This window comes from Streptosporangium fragile (assembly GCF_039534445.1).
Lineage (GTDB): Bacteria > Actinomycetota > Actinomycetes > Streptosporangiales > Streptosporangiaceae > Streptosporangium > Streptosporangium fragile.
The window spans coordinates 13,386-30,932 of the sequence record NZ_BAAAVI010000034.1 but is presented as its reverse complement, the minus strand read 5'-3'; the positions used below and the strand labels follow the sequence as shown (position 1 = coordinate 30,932).

At 69.8% G+C, this 17,547-nt stretch carries 14 protein-coding genes and 1 pseudogene; 8 read left to right on the top strand and 7 right to left on the bottom strand.

What is annotated here, in order from left to right:
• Window positions 1-277: 277 nt before the first annotated feature.
• Window positions 278-1,174: an SDR family oxidoreductase gene (locus ABD841_RS22515; RefSeq protein ID WP_344975113.1), complete on the bottom strand. Its 897-nt coding sequence runs from the start codon at window positions 1,172-1,174 to the stop codon at window positions 278-280.
• 246 nt (window positions 1,175-1,420) lie between these two features.
• Here ABD841_RS22515 and ABD841_RS22510 point away from each other — a divergent pair, with 246 nt between their 5' ends.
• Both ABD841_RS22510 and ABD841_RS22505 read left to right on the top strand, forming a co-directional pair.
• Window positions 1,421-2,479 (top strand): NAD(P)H-dependent amine dehydrogenase family protein, encoded by a 1,059-nt coding sequence (locus ABD841_RS22510; RefSeq protein WP_344975110.1) that lies wholly within the window; start codon window positions 1,421-1,423, stop codon window positions 2,477-2,479.
• A 363-nt stretch (window positions 2,480-2,842) separates the two neighbouring features.
• A complete protein-coding gene (locus tag ABD841_RS22505) occupies window positions 2,843-3,457 on the top strand; it encodes a hypothetical protein (RefSeq protein WP_344975107.1) in 615 nt (204 codons plus the stop codon).
• Between the two features lie 44 nt (window positions 3,458-3,501).
• Here ABD841_RS22505 and ABD841_RS22500 read toward each other — a convergent pair whose 3' ends face one another.
• From ABD841_RS22500 to ABD841_RS22490, 3 genes are all read right to left on the bottom strand, one after another.
• Window positions 3,502-4,008, bottom strand: a complete 507-nt coding sequence (locus ABD841_RS22500) for a flavin reductase family protein (RefSeq protein ID WP_344975103.1) — start codon at window positions 4,006-4,008, stop codon at window positions 3,502-3,504.
• A 123-nt stretch (window positions 4,009-4,131) separates the two neighbouring features.
• Window positions 4,132-4,653, bottom strand: coding sequence for an NADPH-dependent FMN reductase (locus tag ABD841_RS22495; RefSeq protein WP_344975100.1), 522 nt, complete (start codon window positions 4,651-4,653; stop codon window positions 4,132-4,134).
• 210 nt (window positions 4,654-4,863) lie between these two features.
• On the bottom strand, window positions 4,864-5,643 hold the full coding sequence (locus ABD841_RS22490) for an ABC transporter ATP-binding protein (RefSeq protein ID WP_425582027.1): 780 nt from the start codon (window positions 5,641-5,643) through the stop codon (window positions 4,864-4,866).
• A 459-nt stretch (window positions 5,644-6,102) separates the two neighbouring features.
• On the opposite strand from ABD841_RS22490, the gene ABD841_RS22485 reads away from it, so the two are divergent.
• Window positions 6,103-6,996: a glutathione S-transferase family protein gene (locus ABD841_RS22485; protein ID WP_344975093.1), complete on the top strand. Its 894-nt coding sequence runs from the start codon at window positions 6,103-6,105 to the stop codon at window positions 6,994-6,996.
• Between the two features lie 183 nt (window positions 6,997-7,179).
• Window positions 7,180-9,819 carry a glycoside hydrolase family 9 protein gene (locus ABD841_RS22480; protein ID WP_344975090.1) on the top strand — a complete coding sequence of 880 codons (2,640 nt, stop codon included), beginning with the start codon at window positions 7,180-7,182 and terminating at the stop codon, window positions 9,817-9,819.
• A 249-nt stretch (window positions 9,820-10,068) separates the two neighbouring features.
• Here the strand turns inward: ABD841_RS22480 and ABD841_RS22475 are convergent, their stop codons facing one another.
• Together ABD841_RS22475 and ABD841_RS40895 are read right to left on the bottom strand one after the other, a co-directional pair.
• Window positions 10,069-11,091 (bottom strand): hypothetical protein, encoded by a 1,023-nt coding sequence (locus tag ABD841_RS22475; RefSeq protein ID WP_344975087.1) that lies wholly within the window; start codon window positions 11,089-11,091, stop codon window positions 10,069-10,071.
• Between the two features lie 126 nt (window positions 11,092-11,217).
• A pseudogene (locus tag ABD841_RS40895) lies at window positions 11,218-11,451 on the bottom strand (helix-turn-helix domain-containing protein); the annotation flags it as partial.
• A gap of 286 nt (window positions 11,452-11,737) precedes the next feature.
• Between ABD841_RS40895 and ABD841_RS22470 the strand changes: the two are divergent.
• Entirely contained in the window at window positions 11,738-12,157 is a 420-nt protein-coding gene (locus ABD841_RS22470) for an ATP-binding protein (protein ID WP_344975084.1), read from the top strand.
• Window positions 12,158-12,204: 47 nt separating this feature from the next.
• Here ABD841_RS22470 and ABD841_RS22465 read toward each other — a convergent pair whose 3' ends face one another.
• On the bottom strand, window positions 12,205-12,453 hold the full coding sequence (locus ABD841_RS22465) for a hypothetical protein (protein WP_344975080.1): 249 nt from the start codon (window positions 12,451-12,453) through the stop codon (window positions 12,205-12,207).
• A gap of 178 nt (window positions 12,454-12,631) precedes the next feature.
• On the opposite strand from ABD841_RS22465, the gene ABD841_RS22460 reads away from it, so the two are divergent.
• The 3 genes from ABD841_RS22460 to ABD841_RS22450 all read left to right on the top strand — a co-directional run bounded on the left by ABD841_RS22460 (window position 12,632) and on the right by ABD841_RS22450 (window position 17,490).
• Window positions 12,632-13,297 carry a B3/B4 domain-containing protein gene (locus ABD841_RS22460; RefSeq protein WP_344975076.1) on the top strand — a complete coding sequence of 222 codons (666 nt, stop codon included), beginning with the start codon at window positions 12,632-12,634 and terminating at the stop codon, window positions 13,295-13,297.
• Between the two features lie 193 nt (window positions 13,298-13,490).
• Window positions 13,491-17,183, top strand: coding sequence for a multifunctional oxoglutarate decarboxylase/oxoglutarate dehydrogenase thiamine pyrophosphate-binding subunit/dihydrolipoyllysine-residue succinyltransferase subunit (locus ABD841_RS22455; RefSeq protein WP_344975073.1), 3,693 nt, complete (start codon window positions 13,491-13,493; stop codon window positions 17,181-17,183).
• Window positions 17,184-17,313: 130 nt separating this feature from the next.
• Entirely contained in the window at window positions 17,314-17,490 is a 177-nt protein-coding gene (locus ABD841_RS22450) for a DUF6104 family protein (protein WP_184545984.1), read from the top strand.
• Window positions 17,491-17,547 lie beyond the last annotated feature (57 nt).

The window sequence follows — 17,547 nt, the reverse complement described above, 5'->3', positions numbered from 1 at the left end:
CCCCGTTCCGTCCGGTTTGTGAAGAGGTTTTTCCTATACGTTCGCTAACTTTCGCTGGATTGAGCAAAAGTCGGACAGCAAGAAGCCCCTGCCGGAGTCCCGGCAGGGGCTTGGTCGACGCGCACGAGAGCCGGTCACCGGCGCCCGGGAGAGCCGGGTGACCGGGTCCCCGGGAGCCGGACCGCCGGCGCCCATCGGGGCCGGATCACCGCGACCCACGGGAGGCGAGCCACCGGCTCCGGCGAGCACCGGACCGCCGGCGTTCACCGGAGCCGGATCAGAGCATCGCCTTCATCGAGGCGGAGGCCTGCTGACCGAGGGTGGTCGGGGTCAGATACGGCTGCTCGGCCATGATGGCCTCCCAGTTGTCGCGGATGTCCTCCACCGTGTGGTCGTCCTTCTTCCAGCCGGGCCCTTCCGCCACGAACACCCGGGCGACCCGGCCGCCGCCGACGCTGAAGACCTCGCCGCTGGTCTCGCACGCCTCGTGCGCCAGGAACGTCACCAGCGCGCTGACCCGCTCCGCGGTGAACTTCGCCTCGAACTCGGCGGGCAGCAGCGACTCGGTCATGCGCGTCCAGGCGACCGGCGCGATCGCGTTGGCCCTGATGCCGGCCCTGGCGCCCTCGATGCCGAGCGTCTTGGTCAGGCCGACCAGGCCCATCTTGGCGGTGGAGTAGTTGGCCTGGCCGAAGTTGCCGAACAGGCCGGCGGGCGAGGAGGTGTTGACGATCCGGCCGTAGCCCTGCTCCTTGAGGTAGGGGAAGGCCTCGCGGCTGACGAGGAACGAGCCCCGGACGTGGACGGCGAGGACCTGGTCGAACTCCTCGACGGTCATCTTGCCGAAGGACTTGTCGCGCAGGATGCCGGCGTTGTTGACGACGACGTCCACCCGCCCGAAGGTGTCGACCGCGGCCCGCACGATGGCCTTGGCACCCTCGGGGGTCGCGACGTTGTCGGTGCTGGCGACCGCCTCGCCGCCGTTCTTCCTGATGAGCTCGGCCACCTCGGCGGCCGGCCCGGCGGAGGCCCCGGTGCCGTCCAGTGCCCCACCGAGATCGTTGACGACCACCTTGGCGCCCCGCTCGGCCAGCGCCAGCGCGTGCGAGCGGCCGAGACCGTGCCCGGCGCCGGTGACGATGGCGACCCTGCCGTCGAATCGCAGCTCTGACATCCGCAACCCTCCCACGAGAACATAATTCTAGTTCTCCGAACAATAGCCCGCCCGGTCCCGGAGATGCCATCGGGAGGCCCCGCACGATGCCGAGGGGGTAACCGGAGCAATATCAGCTCGTTGCGGATAGTGAGCACGCGTATTAATTTCTGCTAAAGTTTCTTGCTCACACCGGGCGAGGGTCAACGACGACACCCCTCAATATCCCTTATACGGCCCCGCCCGAAAACCTGGGCTGGAGGCCCCATGCCTTTGTCGCCGCCCCTGCGCGTGGTCCAGTGGGCCACAGGCGCCGTCGGCAGATACTCCCTGCGCAGTCTCATCACCCGACCCGAATTCGACCTCGTCGGAGTCCTCGTCTACGACCCCGACAAAGTCGGGCAGGACGCCGGAACGCTCGTCGGCCTTCCCGAAGCCGGCGTCACCTGCACCGACGACGTCGACGAGATCCTGGCCATGGACGCCGACTGCGTCCTGCACATGCCGCTGCCCGCGTCCTACTTCGGCGGGAACCACCCGAGCGACGTGGAGACCATCTGCGCGCTGCTCGCCGCGGGCAAGAACGTCATCACCACCACGGGGTTCGTGTATCCCAAGTGCTACGGCCCGGCCGTGGTCGAACGTCTGGAGGCCGCCTGCCGGGCCGGGGGCTCGTCCCTGCACGGCACCGGCATCAACCCCGGCTTCATGAGCGACACGCTGCCGCTCGCCCTGACGGGCCTGTCCAGCCGGGTCGACCACATCTTCGTCCGGGAGTCCTCCGACTTCCGCGGGCACCCGTCCCGGCAGATCGTCGTCGACCTGTTCGGCTTCACGCTCTCCCCCAAGGACTACGTCACCGCGGTCCGCCCCTTCCGCGCCTACCAGCGCGCCCTCTTCGCCGAGAGCGTGCAGTTCGTGGCGGAGAACCTGGGGGTGACCCTGGACGAGGTCGACGAGAAGGACGAGTTCGAGCTCGCCGTGGAGGAGTTCGAGATCTCCGCCGGGCCGGTCAGGGCGGGCACGGTGTGCGCGTCCCGCTGGATGTTCAGCGGCCTGGTCCGCGGCCGGCCGTTCATGACCGTGGAGTGCGTCTACAAGGCCGACGCGACGAGGGTGAGCCGCTGGGCCGACCCCGGCTTCAGCATCCACATCGAGGGCGTGCCCCAGTTCATGGTCAGCGTCGGCGAGATCACCCACGGCCTCGCCGGGGCCGCCGCCCACGCCGTCAACTCCGTGGCCGCCCTCTGCGCCGCCCCGCCGGGCATCCGCACCGCCCTCGACCTCCCCCTGGCCACCGGCCGCGGCACCGTCCGCCTCGCCTGAGGATCCCCCGCCACCCCCTCCGGGGGCATCCTCCGGGCGAACGCCCGATCCCCTCGCGGCATAACACAAAAGCCCCATCATGGGCGTTTTACGGCTTATTTTCCGCCATTTATTGAAATATCAGGAATTTGGAACCCCAGGCGGAGCGCGGGCGTTTTCCCATCGCACCAGTGCGCCGATCATCCATGGGGAGCCTTGTCGTCCACATCACGCTCACTCGTCCTGCTTCTGGCTACGGTGTTGACCGCCGGGTCCTGCACCCCGGCCGCCCGGGACATCGCCTCTTCGCCGACGACCCCGCCCGTAATTACTGACGTACCAGAAGCAATCCAAGAAGCGTCCGAAACTCCGGAAAAGGTCTACATGCAGATCTGCGTCCGGCGGAAACCGCTCGTTCGCGTCGAGGATCAGCGGTGCGACGACCTGGAGCGCGGCCACGCGTGGTACTACATCCCCCGGGTGAAGCACGCCCCCGCGACCGGAAAGCGGGCCCGCGGCGGCTCGTTCGACATGCCCGGGGGCCGGCGCGTCCGAGTACGACCGGGAGGCGGCCGGGGAACCGGGACCGGCGTCACCGTCCCGGACAGCGGGGACCGCTTCGAGGTCTGCGTACGGCGGAGTGACCGCGTCCGCGTCCCGGACGGCAGATGCGAAGCGCACAGGCGAGGTTTCCGCTGGTACTACATCCGGCTGAGCCGGAAGGCCCCCGCGGTGGGGCGGACAGCGGAGAGAGGCTCGTTCTTCGCGCCCGGGCAGCCGACGTACCGCGCCCTCGGGAAGGGAGGAACCGGCGAGACCGCGACGGTCGAGTACGCCGAAGAACAGGCCGCGATGGAAGAGGAAGAGTACGAGGAGTCCACGGACGACCACTCCACGATGAGCGACCCCGGCCCCACCGGCCCGTCCGACGCCGGCGGCGGGTCGGGATGCGGCTCCAACTGTTCGTCGTCCAGACGGGGGAAGTCCGGGCGGCGCTGATCCGGAGGCCGGGGGACGCTCCGGGCGGAGCGTCCCCCGGATGGTCAGGCGTGCGGGGTGAAACGCCCGAAGCGGCCCTGGTGGTACAGGAGCGGGCGACCGCCCGGGGCGAGGTTGGTCTCGGTGACGAGACCGACGACCAGGATGTGGTCGCCGATGTCGACGGTGGAGTGGGGGGCGCAGACCAGGTGGGCGGAGACACCGCCCAGCAGCGGGACGCCCAGCGGGCCGGAGCTCCAGGACGTGGGGGCGGCGAAGCGGTCGATGCCCTTCATGGCGAAGCGCGAGGCCACGTCGGCCTGGTCGCTGGCCAGGACGTTGACCGCGAAGTGACCGGCCTGGCGGAGCCAGGGCCACGTGGTCGACGACTGGTCCACGTAGAAGGAGACCAACGGCGGGGTGAGGCTGACCGAGGAGAACGAGGTGGCCGTCAGGCCGACCGGGACGCCCTCGACCTGCGCGGTGATGACGACGACCCCAGCCGCGTGCACGGCCAGCGCCTTGCGGAAGCTCTCGGCGTCGACCGCCCGGCCGGGCAGGGTCTCGGTCATGGCTCCTCGCTCGGGGACTCGCAGAATACGACCAAGTTGCTGCGCTTGGTCACTTTTCCTCCTCAGCGGCATAAACAGCGCTTGTAGTGCGCAACCGATTCACGACATCATCTCTTCCCGATCTCACGCCAGGGCACCTTCCCCTGGCGCCGCGGTTACCTGCGGGCCGACCCGGTCGGCCCAGGGGCCGAGGACGGCGTCGAGGTCTGCGATCTGGGACTCCAGCAGCGCGAGACCCGGTGTGGGGACGGTCGCGCCCAGTTCGACGAGGAGTGGCCGGAAGTGGACCTCCACCGCCAGGGAGTGCTTGGCGTCACCCAGCACCAGCAGCGGGAGCGCGACGGCCGAGGCGAGCGCGCCACCCGGCAGCCGGTCGAGGAACGCCTTGAGCAGGCCGGTGTAGGTGCCCTTGTAGGTCGGGCTCGCCACCACCAGCACGCTCGCCCCGGCGACGAGTTCCAGCGCCGCCTTCACCTCGGCGGGCGTCTCCGGGGCGAACAGCAGCGGGGCCAGGGCGGACAGGTCGACCACCTCCGGGGGCCGCTCGTCCCCGATCCTCCGCGCGACGGCCTCCGCCGCCCGCACGGCCGCCGTGTGGGTCCGCGATCCGGGACGTGGGTTTCCGACCACGGTCACGATGCTCATGAGATCACTGCCGCCTTCTGCTCGCACTGCTCGGGATGCTCGAATTGATCAGGTCGCTCGGACCGCCCGGACCGCTCCGGCCGCTCGGGACGGGGAGCCGGACGGGGCGGCCCGGAACGCGGGACGACGTGTGCCGTCGCCGTCCGGGCCGGGACGGATCCGGGGGCCGCAGCCCCGGACCCCGGGAAACCGGTCGCGCCGGTGGAGGCGTCAGCCAACGGAGACCGCCTCCTCCCCGGCCGCCGCGGCCTCCCCGCGCAGGAGCGCCCACACCTCACGGCGGTACGCGCCGAAGCGGGGGTCGGCCCGCCGACCGGCCTCGCGGGAGCCGAGTTCCACCTCGACGACCCGCTCGACCCGCCCCGGGCGGGGCGTCATGACCGCCACCCGCTGACCGAGACAGACGGCCTCCTCGATGTCGTGGGTGGCGAAGACGACCGTCATGCCGGTCCGCCGCCAGATCCGCAGCAGGTCCTCCTGGAGCGGTTCGCGGGTCCGCGCGTCCAGAGTGGCGAACGGGTCGTCCAGCAGCAGCACGTCCGGATCGGACGCCAGGTTCCTGGCGATGGCCACGCGACGGCGCATGCCGGCGGAGAGCTCGTGCGGGTGCCGATCCTCGACCCCGGTCAACCCCGCCAGGTCCAGGCAGGCCCTGGCCCGCTCGGCGCGCTCCCGCTTCGGCACGGCCGCCGCCCTGAGCGCGAACTCGACGTTGGAGCGGACCGTGCGCCAGGGGAACAGCGCGTACTGCTGCAGGACGACTCCCCGCTCCAGGCCGGGGCCGTCGAGGGGCTCGCCGTCGAGCAGGACGCGGCCGGCGGTCGGTGCGGTGAGCCCGGCGAGCAGGTCGAGGAGCGTGGATGTGCCGCAGCCGCTCGGCCCGACGACGGTGAGGAACTCGCCGGCGCGGACGTCCAGGGTGACGCCGTCGAGCGCGGTGAACGGCCGGCCGGTGCGGGGCAGGCGGAACTCCTTGCCGATCCCCTGGATCCGGAGCTTCGGCTGCCCCCCGGAGGTCGTGGTGCCGGCCTCCCCGCGCCTCCGCCCGCCGGGCGCGGCGGACGTGGCGACGGACTGCGGGGAGGAGAGGACGTTTCTGATACTGATCACGAGATGTGTCCTGGTCGGTGGAAGGGAGGACGGTACGCCGGTTCGTGATCACGGACACTGGGCACTGAACACGCGACAGAGGTCGACATGCGCACGACTGATCAGAAAAAGGCCCATACCAGGAAAGCTACGCACCGCTTCGCGCTAAGTCAATATTTCCTACTGGTTTTACATGAATCTCGGTGGAGCGCGCGGGGCGGTCACGGAACCTCCTCGCCGGGAAGGCCCCACTCCGCCGCCCCGGCTCACCGGCACCACCATGCGCCCGCCCCCCTTCGCCGCCCACGGTCATCCCCGTATAGAAGAATGTTCTACACGCGATCCCGTACCGTCGGAAGCATGAAGCTGGAAAAGGAGACCTCCGAGACCGGCCGCTTCGTCAGGCAGCCGAACCGGTTCACGACGCGGATCGAGGCGGGAGGCGCACACCCGCCGGAGCCCGGCCGCTACCGGATATACGCCTCCTACGCCTGCCCCTGGGCGCACCGCTCGCTCATCGTGCGCGAACTGCTGGGCCTGCAGGACGTGATCGGGGTGACGATCGTCGACCCGATCAGGGACGAGCGCGGCTGGCGGATCCCCGGCGGCGACCCGGTCACCGGGGTGGAGTTCCTCTCCGAGCTCTATCTGGCGACCGACCCCGACTACCAGGGCCGCTACACCGTGCCCTGCGTATGGGACATCACCGCCAAGCGCCTGGTCACCAACGACTACCCGCAGATCACCCTCACCCTGGAGACCGCGTTCGCGCCGTGGCACGCCGAGCACGCGCCCGACCTCTACCCCGAGGCGCTGCGCGCGGAGATCGACGCGCTGAACGAGGTGATCTTCGACGGCCTCAACAACGGCGTCTACCAGGCCGGGTTCGCCCGGTCGCAGGCGGCGTACGACGAGGCGGTCACCAAGGTGTTCGCGACGCTCGACATGCTGGAGGAGCGGCTGTCCCACCGGCGCCGCCTGCACGGCGACGAGCTCACCGAGAGCGACGTGCGGCTCTACCCGACGCTCGCCAGGTTCGACGCGGTCTACCACTCGCACTTCAAGTGCTCGGTCCGGCGACTGATCGACTATCCGGCCCTGTGGGCCTACGCCCGCGACCTCCACGCCATCCCGGCCTTCCGCGACACGACCGACTTCGACCAGATCAAGCGGCACTACTTCATGACGCAGACGAACATCAACCCCAGCGGGATCGTGCCGCGAGGGCCGGAGATCGACTGGGCTCCGGCCTGACGGCGACTGAAAGTTTCATCGGGCAAAACGGTCATCCTCCCGGTCAGCGCGCGGGCTCGCCGGGGGATCGATTGACGGCGGGCGAAACGCGCTGGAAACATCGGCGCATCCCCGGTGTGGGAGCGCTCCCATAAAGGTGGCGCGTCCCCCCGGGGACGGATCCCCCCCGTCCGAAGGACTCCCGTGATCAGACCACCTGCATGGCTCGCCCTCACCACGGCCGCCGCCCTGGTGACCCTGACCCCGTCCCCCGCCGCCGCCCTGGTGACGCCGGCCCCGTCCTCCCCGGCCGCCGGGACGGCACCGGACCCGTCCGCCGCGACCGCCTCGGCGACGCCCGTCCCGTCCTCCTCGGCCGCCCCCGCCGACGACGAGGGGCCCGAACAGATCGTCAACGGCACCTTCGACACCGGCACCGCTCCCTGGTGGAGCACCGGCAACACCACGCCGGAGGTCGAGGACGGGCGGCTGTGCGCCGACGTCCCCGGCGGCACCGTCAACCCGTGGGACGTCATCATCGGCCAGAACGACATCCCCCTGGTCAAGGACGAGACGTACGCCTTCTCCTTCTTCGGCGCCGCCGCACCCGGCCGCGTCGCCAAGGCCCTCGTCCAGCTCCCCGTCGATCCGTACACCCAGTACCTGTCGGCCAACCCCGAGCTGAGCGTGTCCGGCAACGACTACACCTACACCTTCACCTCACCCGTGGACCTGCCGGGCGCGCAGGTGGCGTTCCAACTCGGGGGCAGCGCCACCCCCTGGAGGTTCTGCGTGGACAACGTCTCCCTCAAGGGCGGCGCCGAGCCGGACGTCTACAAGCCCGACACCGGGCCCCGGGTCCGGGTGAACATGGTCGGCTACCTGCCGTCCGGGCCGAAGAGGGCCACCCTGGTCACCGAGAAGACGGAACCGGTGGGCTGGAAGCTCAGGCGCGGCGGCGAGCTCGTCGCCGAGGGCGACACCGTGCCGCGCGGGGTCGACGGCAGTTCCGGCCAGAACGTGCACACCGTCGACTTCGGCTCGGTCACCGCCCCGGGCACCGGCTACACGCTGGAGGCCGACGGCGAGACCAGCCGCCCGTTCGACATCGGCGCCGACGTCTACGGCGACCTCAGGGCCGACGCGCTGAAGTTCTACTACACCCAGCGCAGCGGGATCGAGATCCTCGACAGCCTCCGCCCCGGCTACGGCCGGCCCGCCGGCCACGTCGGCGTCGCCCCCAACCAGGGCGACGTCGAGGTGCCCTGCCGGCCCGGCGTGTGCGACTACACGCTGAACGTCGCGGGCGGCTGGTACGACGCGGGCGACCACGGCAAGTACGTTGTCAACGGCGGCATCTCCGTCCACCAGCTGATGGCCGCCTACGAGCGCGCCAAGGCCGACGGGATCCACGAGGACGGCGACCTCGACATCCCGGAGAGCGGCAACGGGGTGCCCGACATCCTCGACGAGGCCCGGTGGGAGCAGGAGTTCCTGCTCAGCATGCAGGTCCCGGACGGGAAGCCGCACCGGGGCATGGCCCACCACAAGATCCACGACGCCGCGTGGACCGGCCTGCCCCTCCTGCCCCACCTCGACCCGCAGCGGCGCGAGCTGCACCCGGTCTCCACCGCCGCCACGCTCAACCTGGCCGCCACCGCCGCCCAGGCCGCCCGGCTCTTCGCCCCGTACGACGCCGCGTTCGCCGCGCGCAACCTCACCGCGGCCAGGAAGGCGTGGGCCGCGGCCAAGGCCGATCCGGCACGGTACGCCGACCCGGCCGACGGGGTGGGCGGCGGAGCCTACAGCGACGGCGACGTGACCGACGAGTTCTACTGGGCCGCGGCCGAGCTCTACATCACCACCGGCGAGAAGGAGTTCCGGGACTTCGTGCTCGCCTCCCCGCACCACACGGCCGACGTCTGGCGCGAGCGCGGCTTCGACTGGGGCAACACCGCCCCCCTCGGCCGCCTGCAGCTGGCGGCCGTGCCCAACGCGCTCCCCGACCGGGCACGGGTGCGGGAGTCGGTGCTGGAGGGCGCCGACAAGTATCTCGCGGTGCAGAAGGCCCACCCGTACGGGCTGCCGTACAACCCGCCGGACTTCGACTGGGGCTCCAACAACCTGGTGCTCAACAACATGGTCGTGATGGCCGTCGCGCACGACATCAGCGGCGAGGCGAAGTACCGCGACGGGGTGCTGGAGGGGCTCGACTACATCTTCGGCCGCAACGCCCTCAACCAGTCGTACGTGACCGGCTACGGCGAGGTCGCCTCGAAGAACCAGCACAGTCGCTGGTACGCCCGCCAGCTCGACCCGTCCCTGCCCAACCCGCCGCGCGGCACCCTGGCCGGCGGCCCGAACTCCAGCATCCAGGACCCGGTGGCCCAGGCCAAGCTCCGCGGCTGCAAGCCCCAGTTCTGCTACATCGACGACATCGAGTCCTGGGCCACCAACGAGCTGACCATCAACTGGAACTCCCCGCTCGCCTGGATCGCCTCCTACCTGGCGACCCCCGCCGCCCCGGGGTCCTGCAAAGTCGCCTACACCGTCCACGGCCAGTGGCCCGACGGGTTCAACGCCCAGGTCACCATCACCAACACCGGCACCACGGCCATCGAGGGCTGGACCCTGAGGTGGTCCTTCCTCGGCGGCCAGACCGTCCGCAGGCACTGGAGCACCCACCTCTCCCAGGACGGCGCGACGGTGACCGCGAAGAACCTCTCCTGGAACAAGACCCTCAAGCCCGGCGGATCCGTCACGTTCGGCTTCCTCGGCGCCGACGCCCCGGGCCCCGACCCCCGCCCGGAGCGCTTCCTCCTCAACGGAACCCTCTGCCGATAACCCAGGACGGGCGGCCGCCCTCCCCGCGGCCGCCCCTCGGTCCCTCCCCATCCCGCGCTTCGCGCCTTCAGGTGAGGGGCTGCACCATCTGGGGGGGCGACCCCCAGACCCCCGAACGCGAGGGGTTCCCCCTCGCTCTCCCCGCTGCGCCTATCCTTGGCCACCCACACATCCGGTCCCGGGAAGGGGTCGCATACGAAACAGGCGCCTCAGCGCCGGACGGAACCGGGACAGTCCGAACGAGGGAGATCAGGCCAGGCCGTTGCGGCGGGCCAGGGCGTGGAGTTCCGCCGGAACGGGACCCGCCCCGTAACGCATCCCCGAGATCAGGGCCGACACCGAGGGACGGCGGATCTCCTGGGGTGCGGCCCGCTCGGCGGCGAGCAGGGCGGTGACGGCGCGGTCGCGGCGGCCGAACTGCTCCCAGGCGCGGGCGGTGTCGACGCACCAGCGGGCGTGGCGTTCGGGAGTGGGCAGCAGGTGAGGGTCGACCTTACGGGCATGGTCAAGGGCGACTCCCGGCTCGCCGAGGGTCGTGTGGATGCCGATGCGATACACCGCGACGTTCGAGGGCGTCGGAAGCCTTCCCTTCGGCGTGCTCTCCGAGAGACGGCCCGCCGCCCGCTCCGCTTCCCCGATCAGGTCAAGCGACTGAGCCCGCTGACCGTTCTGCGCGCAGGAGTAGGCGGCGGTGCACAGCAACGCGGCGTAGACCTGAAGCACCTGCGGCTGGGGCGTGCCACCCTCCACACCCAGTCCGAGCGCCGTACGGGTGAGCGCGGCGACCGCCCCTTCGTGTCTGCCCTGGCGTCGCATGGCGATCGCCACCGCCCGGGAGGCCCCGGCGATCGCGAGCGGGTCTCCGGAGAGGTTCGCCGTGGCGAGGGCACGGTCGGCGGCGACCCAGGCCATCCCGTCCTGGTTGAGCTTGACGGCGAGTTCGCTGGCCAGCATGTAGGCGTCCGCGAGCTGGGCGTTCGCCTGGTCACGCTCCCGGCCGCTCCGCTGGGCGGCGGTGACCCGCGCGGCCGCGGTGATCCCGGGCAGCATGGCGGACAGGCCGTCGTAGCGGCAGGCGTCAAAAGCGATGCGGGCGGTCCCCAGTGCCGCGCGCAACTCCGCCACGGACACCGGCACCCCGCCGGTGCCGGAAGTGAGGAGCGACTCGATGCGGCGTGCCATCGTCGCGGCGTCGGCGGCTTCCTGGGTGCCCGCGAGGAGGGCCGCTCCGGTCAGACCGGTGAGCCCGGCGAGAAACCGGCGTCGTTCCACGGCGTCATCCTCCCCTGCCAGGTGAGACTCAACACTAACGGGCGGGATCGTGAAGAGGGGGCGGACGCTCCGCTCCTTCGGGATGTCCTCATCGGCGGGGAGAGGTGAAAGACCCAGCCATGAAGCGGGAATGCCGAGCACCCTCGCGAGGATGCGCAGCGTGGTGACGTCGTCCAAGGACTGACGCCCGGTCTCCAGCCTGGAGATGGTCGCGGCCGAGTATCCCGCGCGAACCCCGAGTTCTTGCTGTGTCAGCCCCTGAGCGCGGCGAACAAGCCGCACTATCCTCCCGTAGTCATGCGCGACGATCGCATCACGCAGTTGCGACCGGGTCGCGTCGGACCTTCGCGTCTCCACCATGGTCCACCCTGCTCCAGAGATGGGAACCCAGCGTAATCGCGCGGCGACGATCGGCTCCATGAGATTGCGGTGACACGCATGTTCCACGGCTGGATTTGCGTGATCCGTAAAGGATCTTTCGCGGGATGCAGGTCTCCTGCCCTTCCGCCCTCACAGAGGGTCTCATGAGGGGAAACACCTCGTCCCTTCAAACGGAGCACTCATGAACGAAGACGCTCATCGAGCGGCCGTATCCGCTGCTTCGCTCTCTCCATCCGACAGCCCGCGCCCAGAACTGATCCACGCGATGGTCGCGCTCCGGCCAGGCGGCCTGACATGGCGGCGCACTTTCCTCGGTCGCCCCGATCAGGTATCGGAGGCCCGCCGGTTCGTCCGTTTCCTCCTTCAGGATTCCTCCTGTGGGGAAGACGCCGAACTGGTCGTCTCAGAACTCGCGAGCAACGCCCTCCGGCACACCAGCAGCGGGCAAGCTCACGGTTCCTTCATCGTCGAGGTCATCCGTAAGACGGCGAGCATCCGGATCAGTGTCTACGACTGCGGTTGGGGTCGTACTCCTGGATTCCGGCGGCAGCAGTGGCCCTCCGCCGACCAGGAGAGCGGCCGGGGGCTCATGACCGTGGCGGCGCTGGCTTCCAGGGTCGGCTGCCGGGGCACCCAGTCCGTCGGCCACGCGGTGTGGGCGGAGTTCACCCTCTTGCCCTCGTGATCGGTCGCGGACTCTCTTCCATGGCATGCCGTCACTCGGCGGATCGTTCATCCATCGAGTAGGTCTTCCAGATCCGCCTGCCCATACTCGATGAGATCCGTAGCGGTGACCGCCGCCTCCTGAGCTCGTTCAAGGAGATGGCGGTCTCGCAGCGTGTCGATGATCTGGACAAGTCGCCGGCGCCCCGCCGCGTTCTTCCGCATCTCCTGGAGCAGGACCGGAACCACGGCCGACGAGATCGAGAAAGTCCGCGCCACCTCTTCGTCAGTCATGGCCGACGAAGTTCGCTCTGCCATTTGCTCCGCTCCTCCCAGACGACGCCCGGACCATGACCGAAGAGTGCGACCAGTCAGACTAAGCCGTCACAATGAGCCAAGGTGCGGAATCCAGTCAGGTCGTACGGCCTTCACCGGCGGGTCCCCCGAATGAGCGTCCGTCCAGGTGAACGTCCGCGAGCGGCCTACACTGGGGGCCGTGATCGACGACATCTGGGTGGATCCCGCCGTCAGTGCCCTCCGGCCCGACTTCGCCGTGCTGGCGATGACGGTGCGCGGGCTGCGCAACGGGCCGACCGACGACAGGTCGCGGGCCTGGCTGGCCGAGGCGGCGGAGAAGGCCGTGGCGGTCGACGACCCGAAGGTCGAGGCGTGGCGGGAGGCATACCGGGCGTTCGGCGCGAAACCGCAGCGCACTCGGCCGTCGGTGGACGCCCTCGTCAGGAGGATGCCGCTGCCCGAGATCAACCTGGTGGTCGACGCCTACAACGCGATCAGCGTCCGGCACGGGCTGCCGATCGGCGGGGAGGACCTGGCGCGCTACCGGGGGACGGCCCGGCTGGTCCGCGCGGGCGGGGACGAGCCGTTCGAGATCGTCGAGAGGGGCGAGCCGGCGATCGACCATCCGGAGATCGGCGAGGTCGTCTGGCGCGACGACCAGGGCGTCACCTGCCGGCGGTGGAACTGGCGCCAGTGCGTGCGCACCCGGATCACCGAGGAGACCACCGACGCGCTGTTCCTGCTGGAGCGCCTCGACCCGATGTCCCCGGAGGAGTTGCGCGCGGCCGGGGACGAATTGGCGGCGCTGCTCGAAGATGTCACCCCGGGGATACGTGTGGAATCCCGGCTGGTCGGCCCGGTCTGACCTGACCTGCCGGACAGGGCTGACCAGGTACGGAGTGCCTGACCTGCTCCCTGGGCGTGACCGTTTTAAACTGTCCTGAGAGGATCGACGAGGGAAGCTGCGGCCAGAGGGGCGCAGGTCCGGGCCGAGGCGAGTAGCCTTGGACAGGTTCTTTTTCATCAACGCCGATCTGCGGAAGAGGGCGATTTCCGCCGTGTCGTCTGAGTCGTCGCGGACAAATCCGCTGGCAGCCTTTGGTCAGAACGAATGGCTGGTCGACGAGCTGTACCAGAAGTATCTCCAGGATCCCGAGTCCGTTGACCGCGCCTGGTGGAACTTCTTCGCTGACTACAGCCCTGATGCAGGGTCCGGCAAAGCCGCGACCCAGGGAGCGGCGACCGCCGCGTCCACTCCTCCGACAACCGCATCGGCCCCGGCTCCGACCGAGCAGACCCCGACCCCGGCCGCGCCCGCAGCGGCGGCCAAGGCTCCGGCGGCCAAGGCCGCCCCGACCGACAGACCCAAGCAGGAGACGCAGGTGCCCACCGCTACCGGTGCCGAGGAAGTCCGACTCCGTGGCGTGGCCGCCAGGACCGTCACCAACATGGAGGCCAGTCTCGCCGTACCGACGGCCACGAGCGTCCGTGCGGTCCCCGCGAAGCTGCTGATCGACAACCGCATCGTGATCAACAACCACCTGTCGCGCGGTCGTGGCGGCAAGGTGTCGTTCACGCACCTCATCGGCTACGCGGTGGTCAAGGCCCTCAAGGTCCTGCCCGAGATGAACTACTCGTACGCCGAGGTCGACGGCAAGCCGGCGCTGATCAAGCCCGAGCACGTCAACCTGGGTCTGGCCATCGACGTCGCCAAGAGCGACGGAACCCGCCAGCTCCTGGTTCCGTCGATCAAGGCGACCGAGGCGATGGACTTCCGCCAGTTCTGGGTCGCCTACGAAGACGTCGTGCGCAAGGCCAGGGCCGGCAAGCTCGGTGTCGAAGACTTCTCCGGCACCACGATCTCGCTCACCAACCCGGGCACCATCGGCACCGTGCACTCGGTGCCGCGCCTGATGCCGGGCCAGGGCACGATCATCGGCGTCGGCGCGATGGAGTACCCCGCGGAGTACCAGGGGGCCTCCCCCGAGACGCTCTCGCGCCTGGCGGTGAGCAAGGTCATGACGCTCACCAGCACCTACGACCACCGGATCATCCAGGGCGCCCAGTCGGGCGACTTCCTGCGCCAGGTCCACCGGCTCCTCCTGGGCGAGGACGGCTTCTACGACGAGGTCTTCGAGTCCCTCCGGATCCCGTACGAGCCGGTCCGCTGGGTCCAGGACATCTCGACCACGCACGACGACGACGTGGCCAAGTCGGCCCGGGTCCTCGAGCTGATCCACGCCTTCCGGGTCCGGGGCCACCTGATGGCCGACACCGACCCGCTGGAGTACAAGCAGCGCAAGCACCCCGACCTCGACATCAAGTCGCACGGCCTGACCCTGTGGGACCTGGAGCGGGAGTTCGCCACCGGCGGCTTCGGCGGCCGGCCCCTGATGAAGCTGCGCGACATCCTCGGCGTGCTGCGTGACTCCTACTGCCGCACCATCGGCGTGGAGTACATGCACATCCAGAACCCCGAGGAGCGGGCCTGGATCCAGGCCCGTGTCGAGCAGCCGCACGCCAAGCCCGCCCGTGAGGAGCAGCTGCGCGTCCTGGAGCGGCTGAACACCGCCGAGGCGTTCGAGACGTTCCTGCAGACCAAGTTCGTCGGCCAGAAGCGCTTCTCCCTGGAAGGCGGCGAGTCGCTGATCCCGCTGCTCGACTCGGTGCTCTCCGCCGCGGCGCAGGAGCAGCTCGACGAAGCCGTGATCGGCATGGCCCATCGCGGCCGCCTCAACGTGCTGGCCAACATCATCGGCAAGTCGTACGGGCAGATCTTCGGCGAGTTCGAGGGCAACATCGACCCGCGCAGCGCCCACGGCTCCGGTGACGTGAAGTACCACCTGGGCGCCACTGGCGACTTCGTCTCGCCCGACGGCTCCAAGCTCAAGGCCTCGGTCGTGGCCAACCCCTCCCACCTGGAGACGGTCGACCCGGTCCTGGAGGGCGTGGTCCGCGCCAAGCAGGACCTCCTGGAGCGCGGCGAGGAGGGCTTCAGCGTCCTGCCGGTGCTCGTCCACGGCGACGCGGCCTTCGCCGGCCAGGGCGTGGTGGCCGAGACGCTCAACCTGTCGCAGCTGCGCGGCTACCGCACCGGCGGCACCGTGCACATCGTGGTCAACAACCAGGTCGGCTTCACCACCAGCCCGGCCAGCTCGCGCTCCAGCGTCTACGCCACCGACGTGGCCCGCATGATCCAGGCTCCGATCTTCCACGTGAACGGCGACGACCCCGAGGCCGTGGTCCGGGTCGGCCGCCTGGCCTTCGAGTACCGCCAGGCGTTCCGCAAGGACGTCGTGATCGACCTGATCTGCTACCGGCGCCGCGGCCACAACGAGTCCGACAACCCGGGCTTCACCCAGCCGCTGATGTACGACCTGATCGACGCCAAGCGCTCCACCCGCAAGCTCTACACCGAGGCGCTGATCGGCCGGGGCGACATCACGGTGGAGGAGGCCGAGAGCGCGCTCCGCGACTACCAGGCCAAGCTGGAGAACGCCTTCGCCGAGACCCGCGCGGCGGTCAAGGAGCACACCGGCGAGTTCTCCCGCCCGATCGACATGGAGACCATCCCCTGGTCGCACGAGGACGTCACGACGGCCATCTCCGAGGAGACCGTCAAGCGGATCGTCGACACCCAGCTCAACCTGCCCGAGGGCTTCACCGTCCACCCGCGTCTGCTGCCGGTGCTGCAGCGTCGCGGGCAGATGGTCACCGACGACCGCATCGACTGGGGCATGGGCGAGACCCTCGCCTTCGGCTCACTGCTGATCGACGGCCACCCGGTCCGCCTCGTCGGGCAGGACTCCCGGCGCGGCACGTTCACCCAGCGCCACGCCGTGCTGGTCGACCGGGTCACCGGCGAGGAGCACACCCCGCTCAAGGCGTTCAACCAGGGCACCACGAAGTTCTACGTCTACGACTCCCTGCTGAGCGAGTACGCCGCGCTCGGCTTCGAGTACGGCTACAGCGTCGAGCGTCCCGAGGCCCTGGTCTGCTGGGAGGCGCAGTTCGGCGACTTCGTCGACGGCGCCCAGACCGTGATCGACGAGTACATCGCCTCGGGCGAGCAGAAGTGGGGTCAGCGCTCCGGCGTCACCCTGCTGCTGCCGCACGGTTACGAGGGTCAGGGCCCCGACCACTCCTCGGCCCGCATCGAGCGCTTCCTGCAGCTGTGCGCCCAGGACAACATGACCGTGGCCCAGCCCACCCTGCCGGCCAACTACTTCCACCTGCTGCGCTGGCAGACGCTGTCGAACCGGCACCGCCCGCTGGTGGTGTTCACGCCCAAGTCGCTGCTGCGGCACAAGGCGGCGGTCTCGGCGGTCGGCGACTTCACCTCGGGGTCGTTCCAGCCGGTGCTGGGTGACACGACGGTCGACCCGAGCGGCGTCCGCAAGGTCGTGCTGGTCTCCGGCAAGCTCTACTACGACCTGGCCGCGACCCGCGAGAAGCTGGGCCGCACCGACACGGCGATCGTCCGCCTGGAGCGGCTCTACCCGTTCCCGGGCAACCCGCTCGCGGCCGAGCTGGGGCGCTACGGGAACGTGGAGCTGATCTGGGCCCAGGACGAGCCGCTCAACATGGGCCCGTGGCCTTTCCTGGCGCTCAAGATGGCGGAGAACCCGGACGTCTTCGGCGGTCGCCCGATCCGGCGGGTCTCCCGCAAGGCCAACTCGTCGCCGGCGACCGGCTCGCACGCCACGCACGAGGTCGAGCTGCAGCAGATCCTGAACGAGGTCTTCGGCTAGCGGACCCGCCCCGGCCGGGGCCGAGATCGCCCAGGTCACCGGCCGGACCCGACGCACCACCCCGGAAGTCCCCCGCAGGAACCGCTGCGGGGGACTTCCCCGTTAGAGCAGGATCACAACGAGGAGAACGATGTACTTCACCGATCGGGGCATCGAGGAGCTCGTCGAGCGCCGCGGCGAGGAGGAGGTCAGCATCACCTGGCTCGCCGAACGGCTGCGCGAGTTCGTCGATCTGAACCCCGAGTTCGAGACCCCGGTGGAGCGCCTGTCCACCTGGCTGGCCCGTCTCGACGACGAGGACGAGTAGACGCGACACCCGGCATAAACGAGATATATCTTGACCCTTCGCATGACGCGACATATC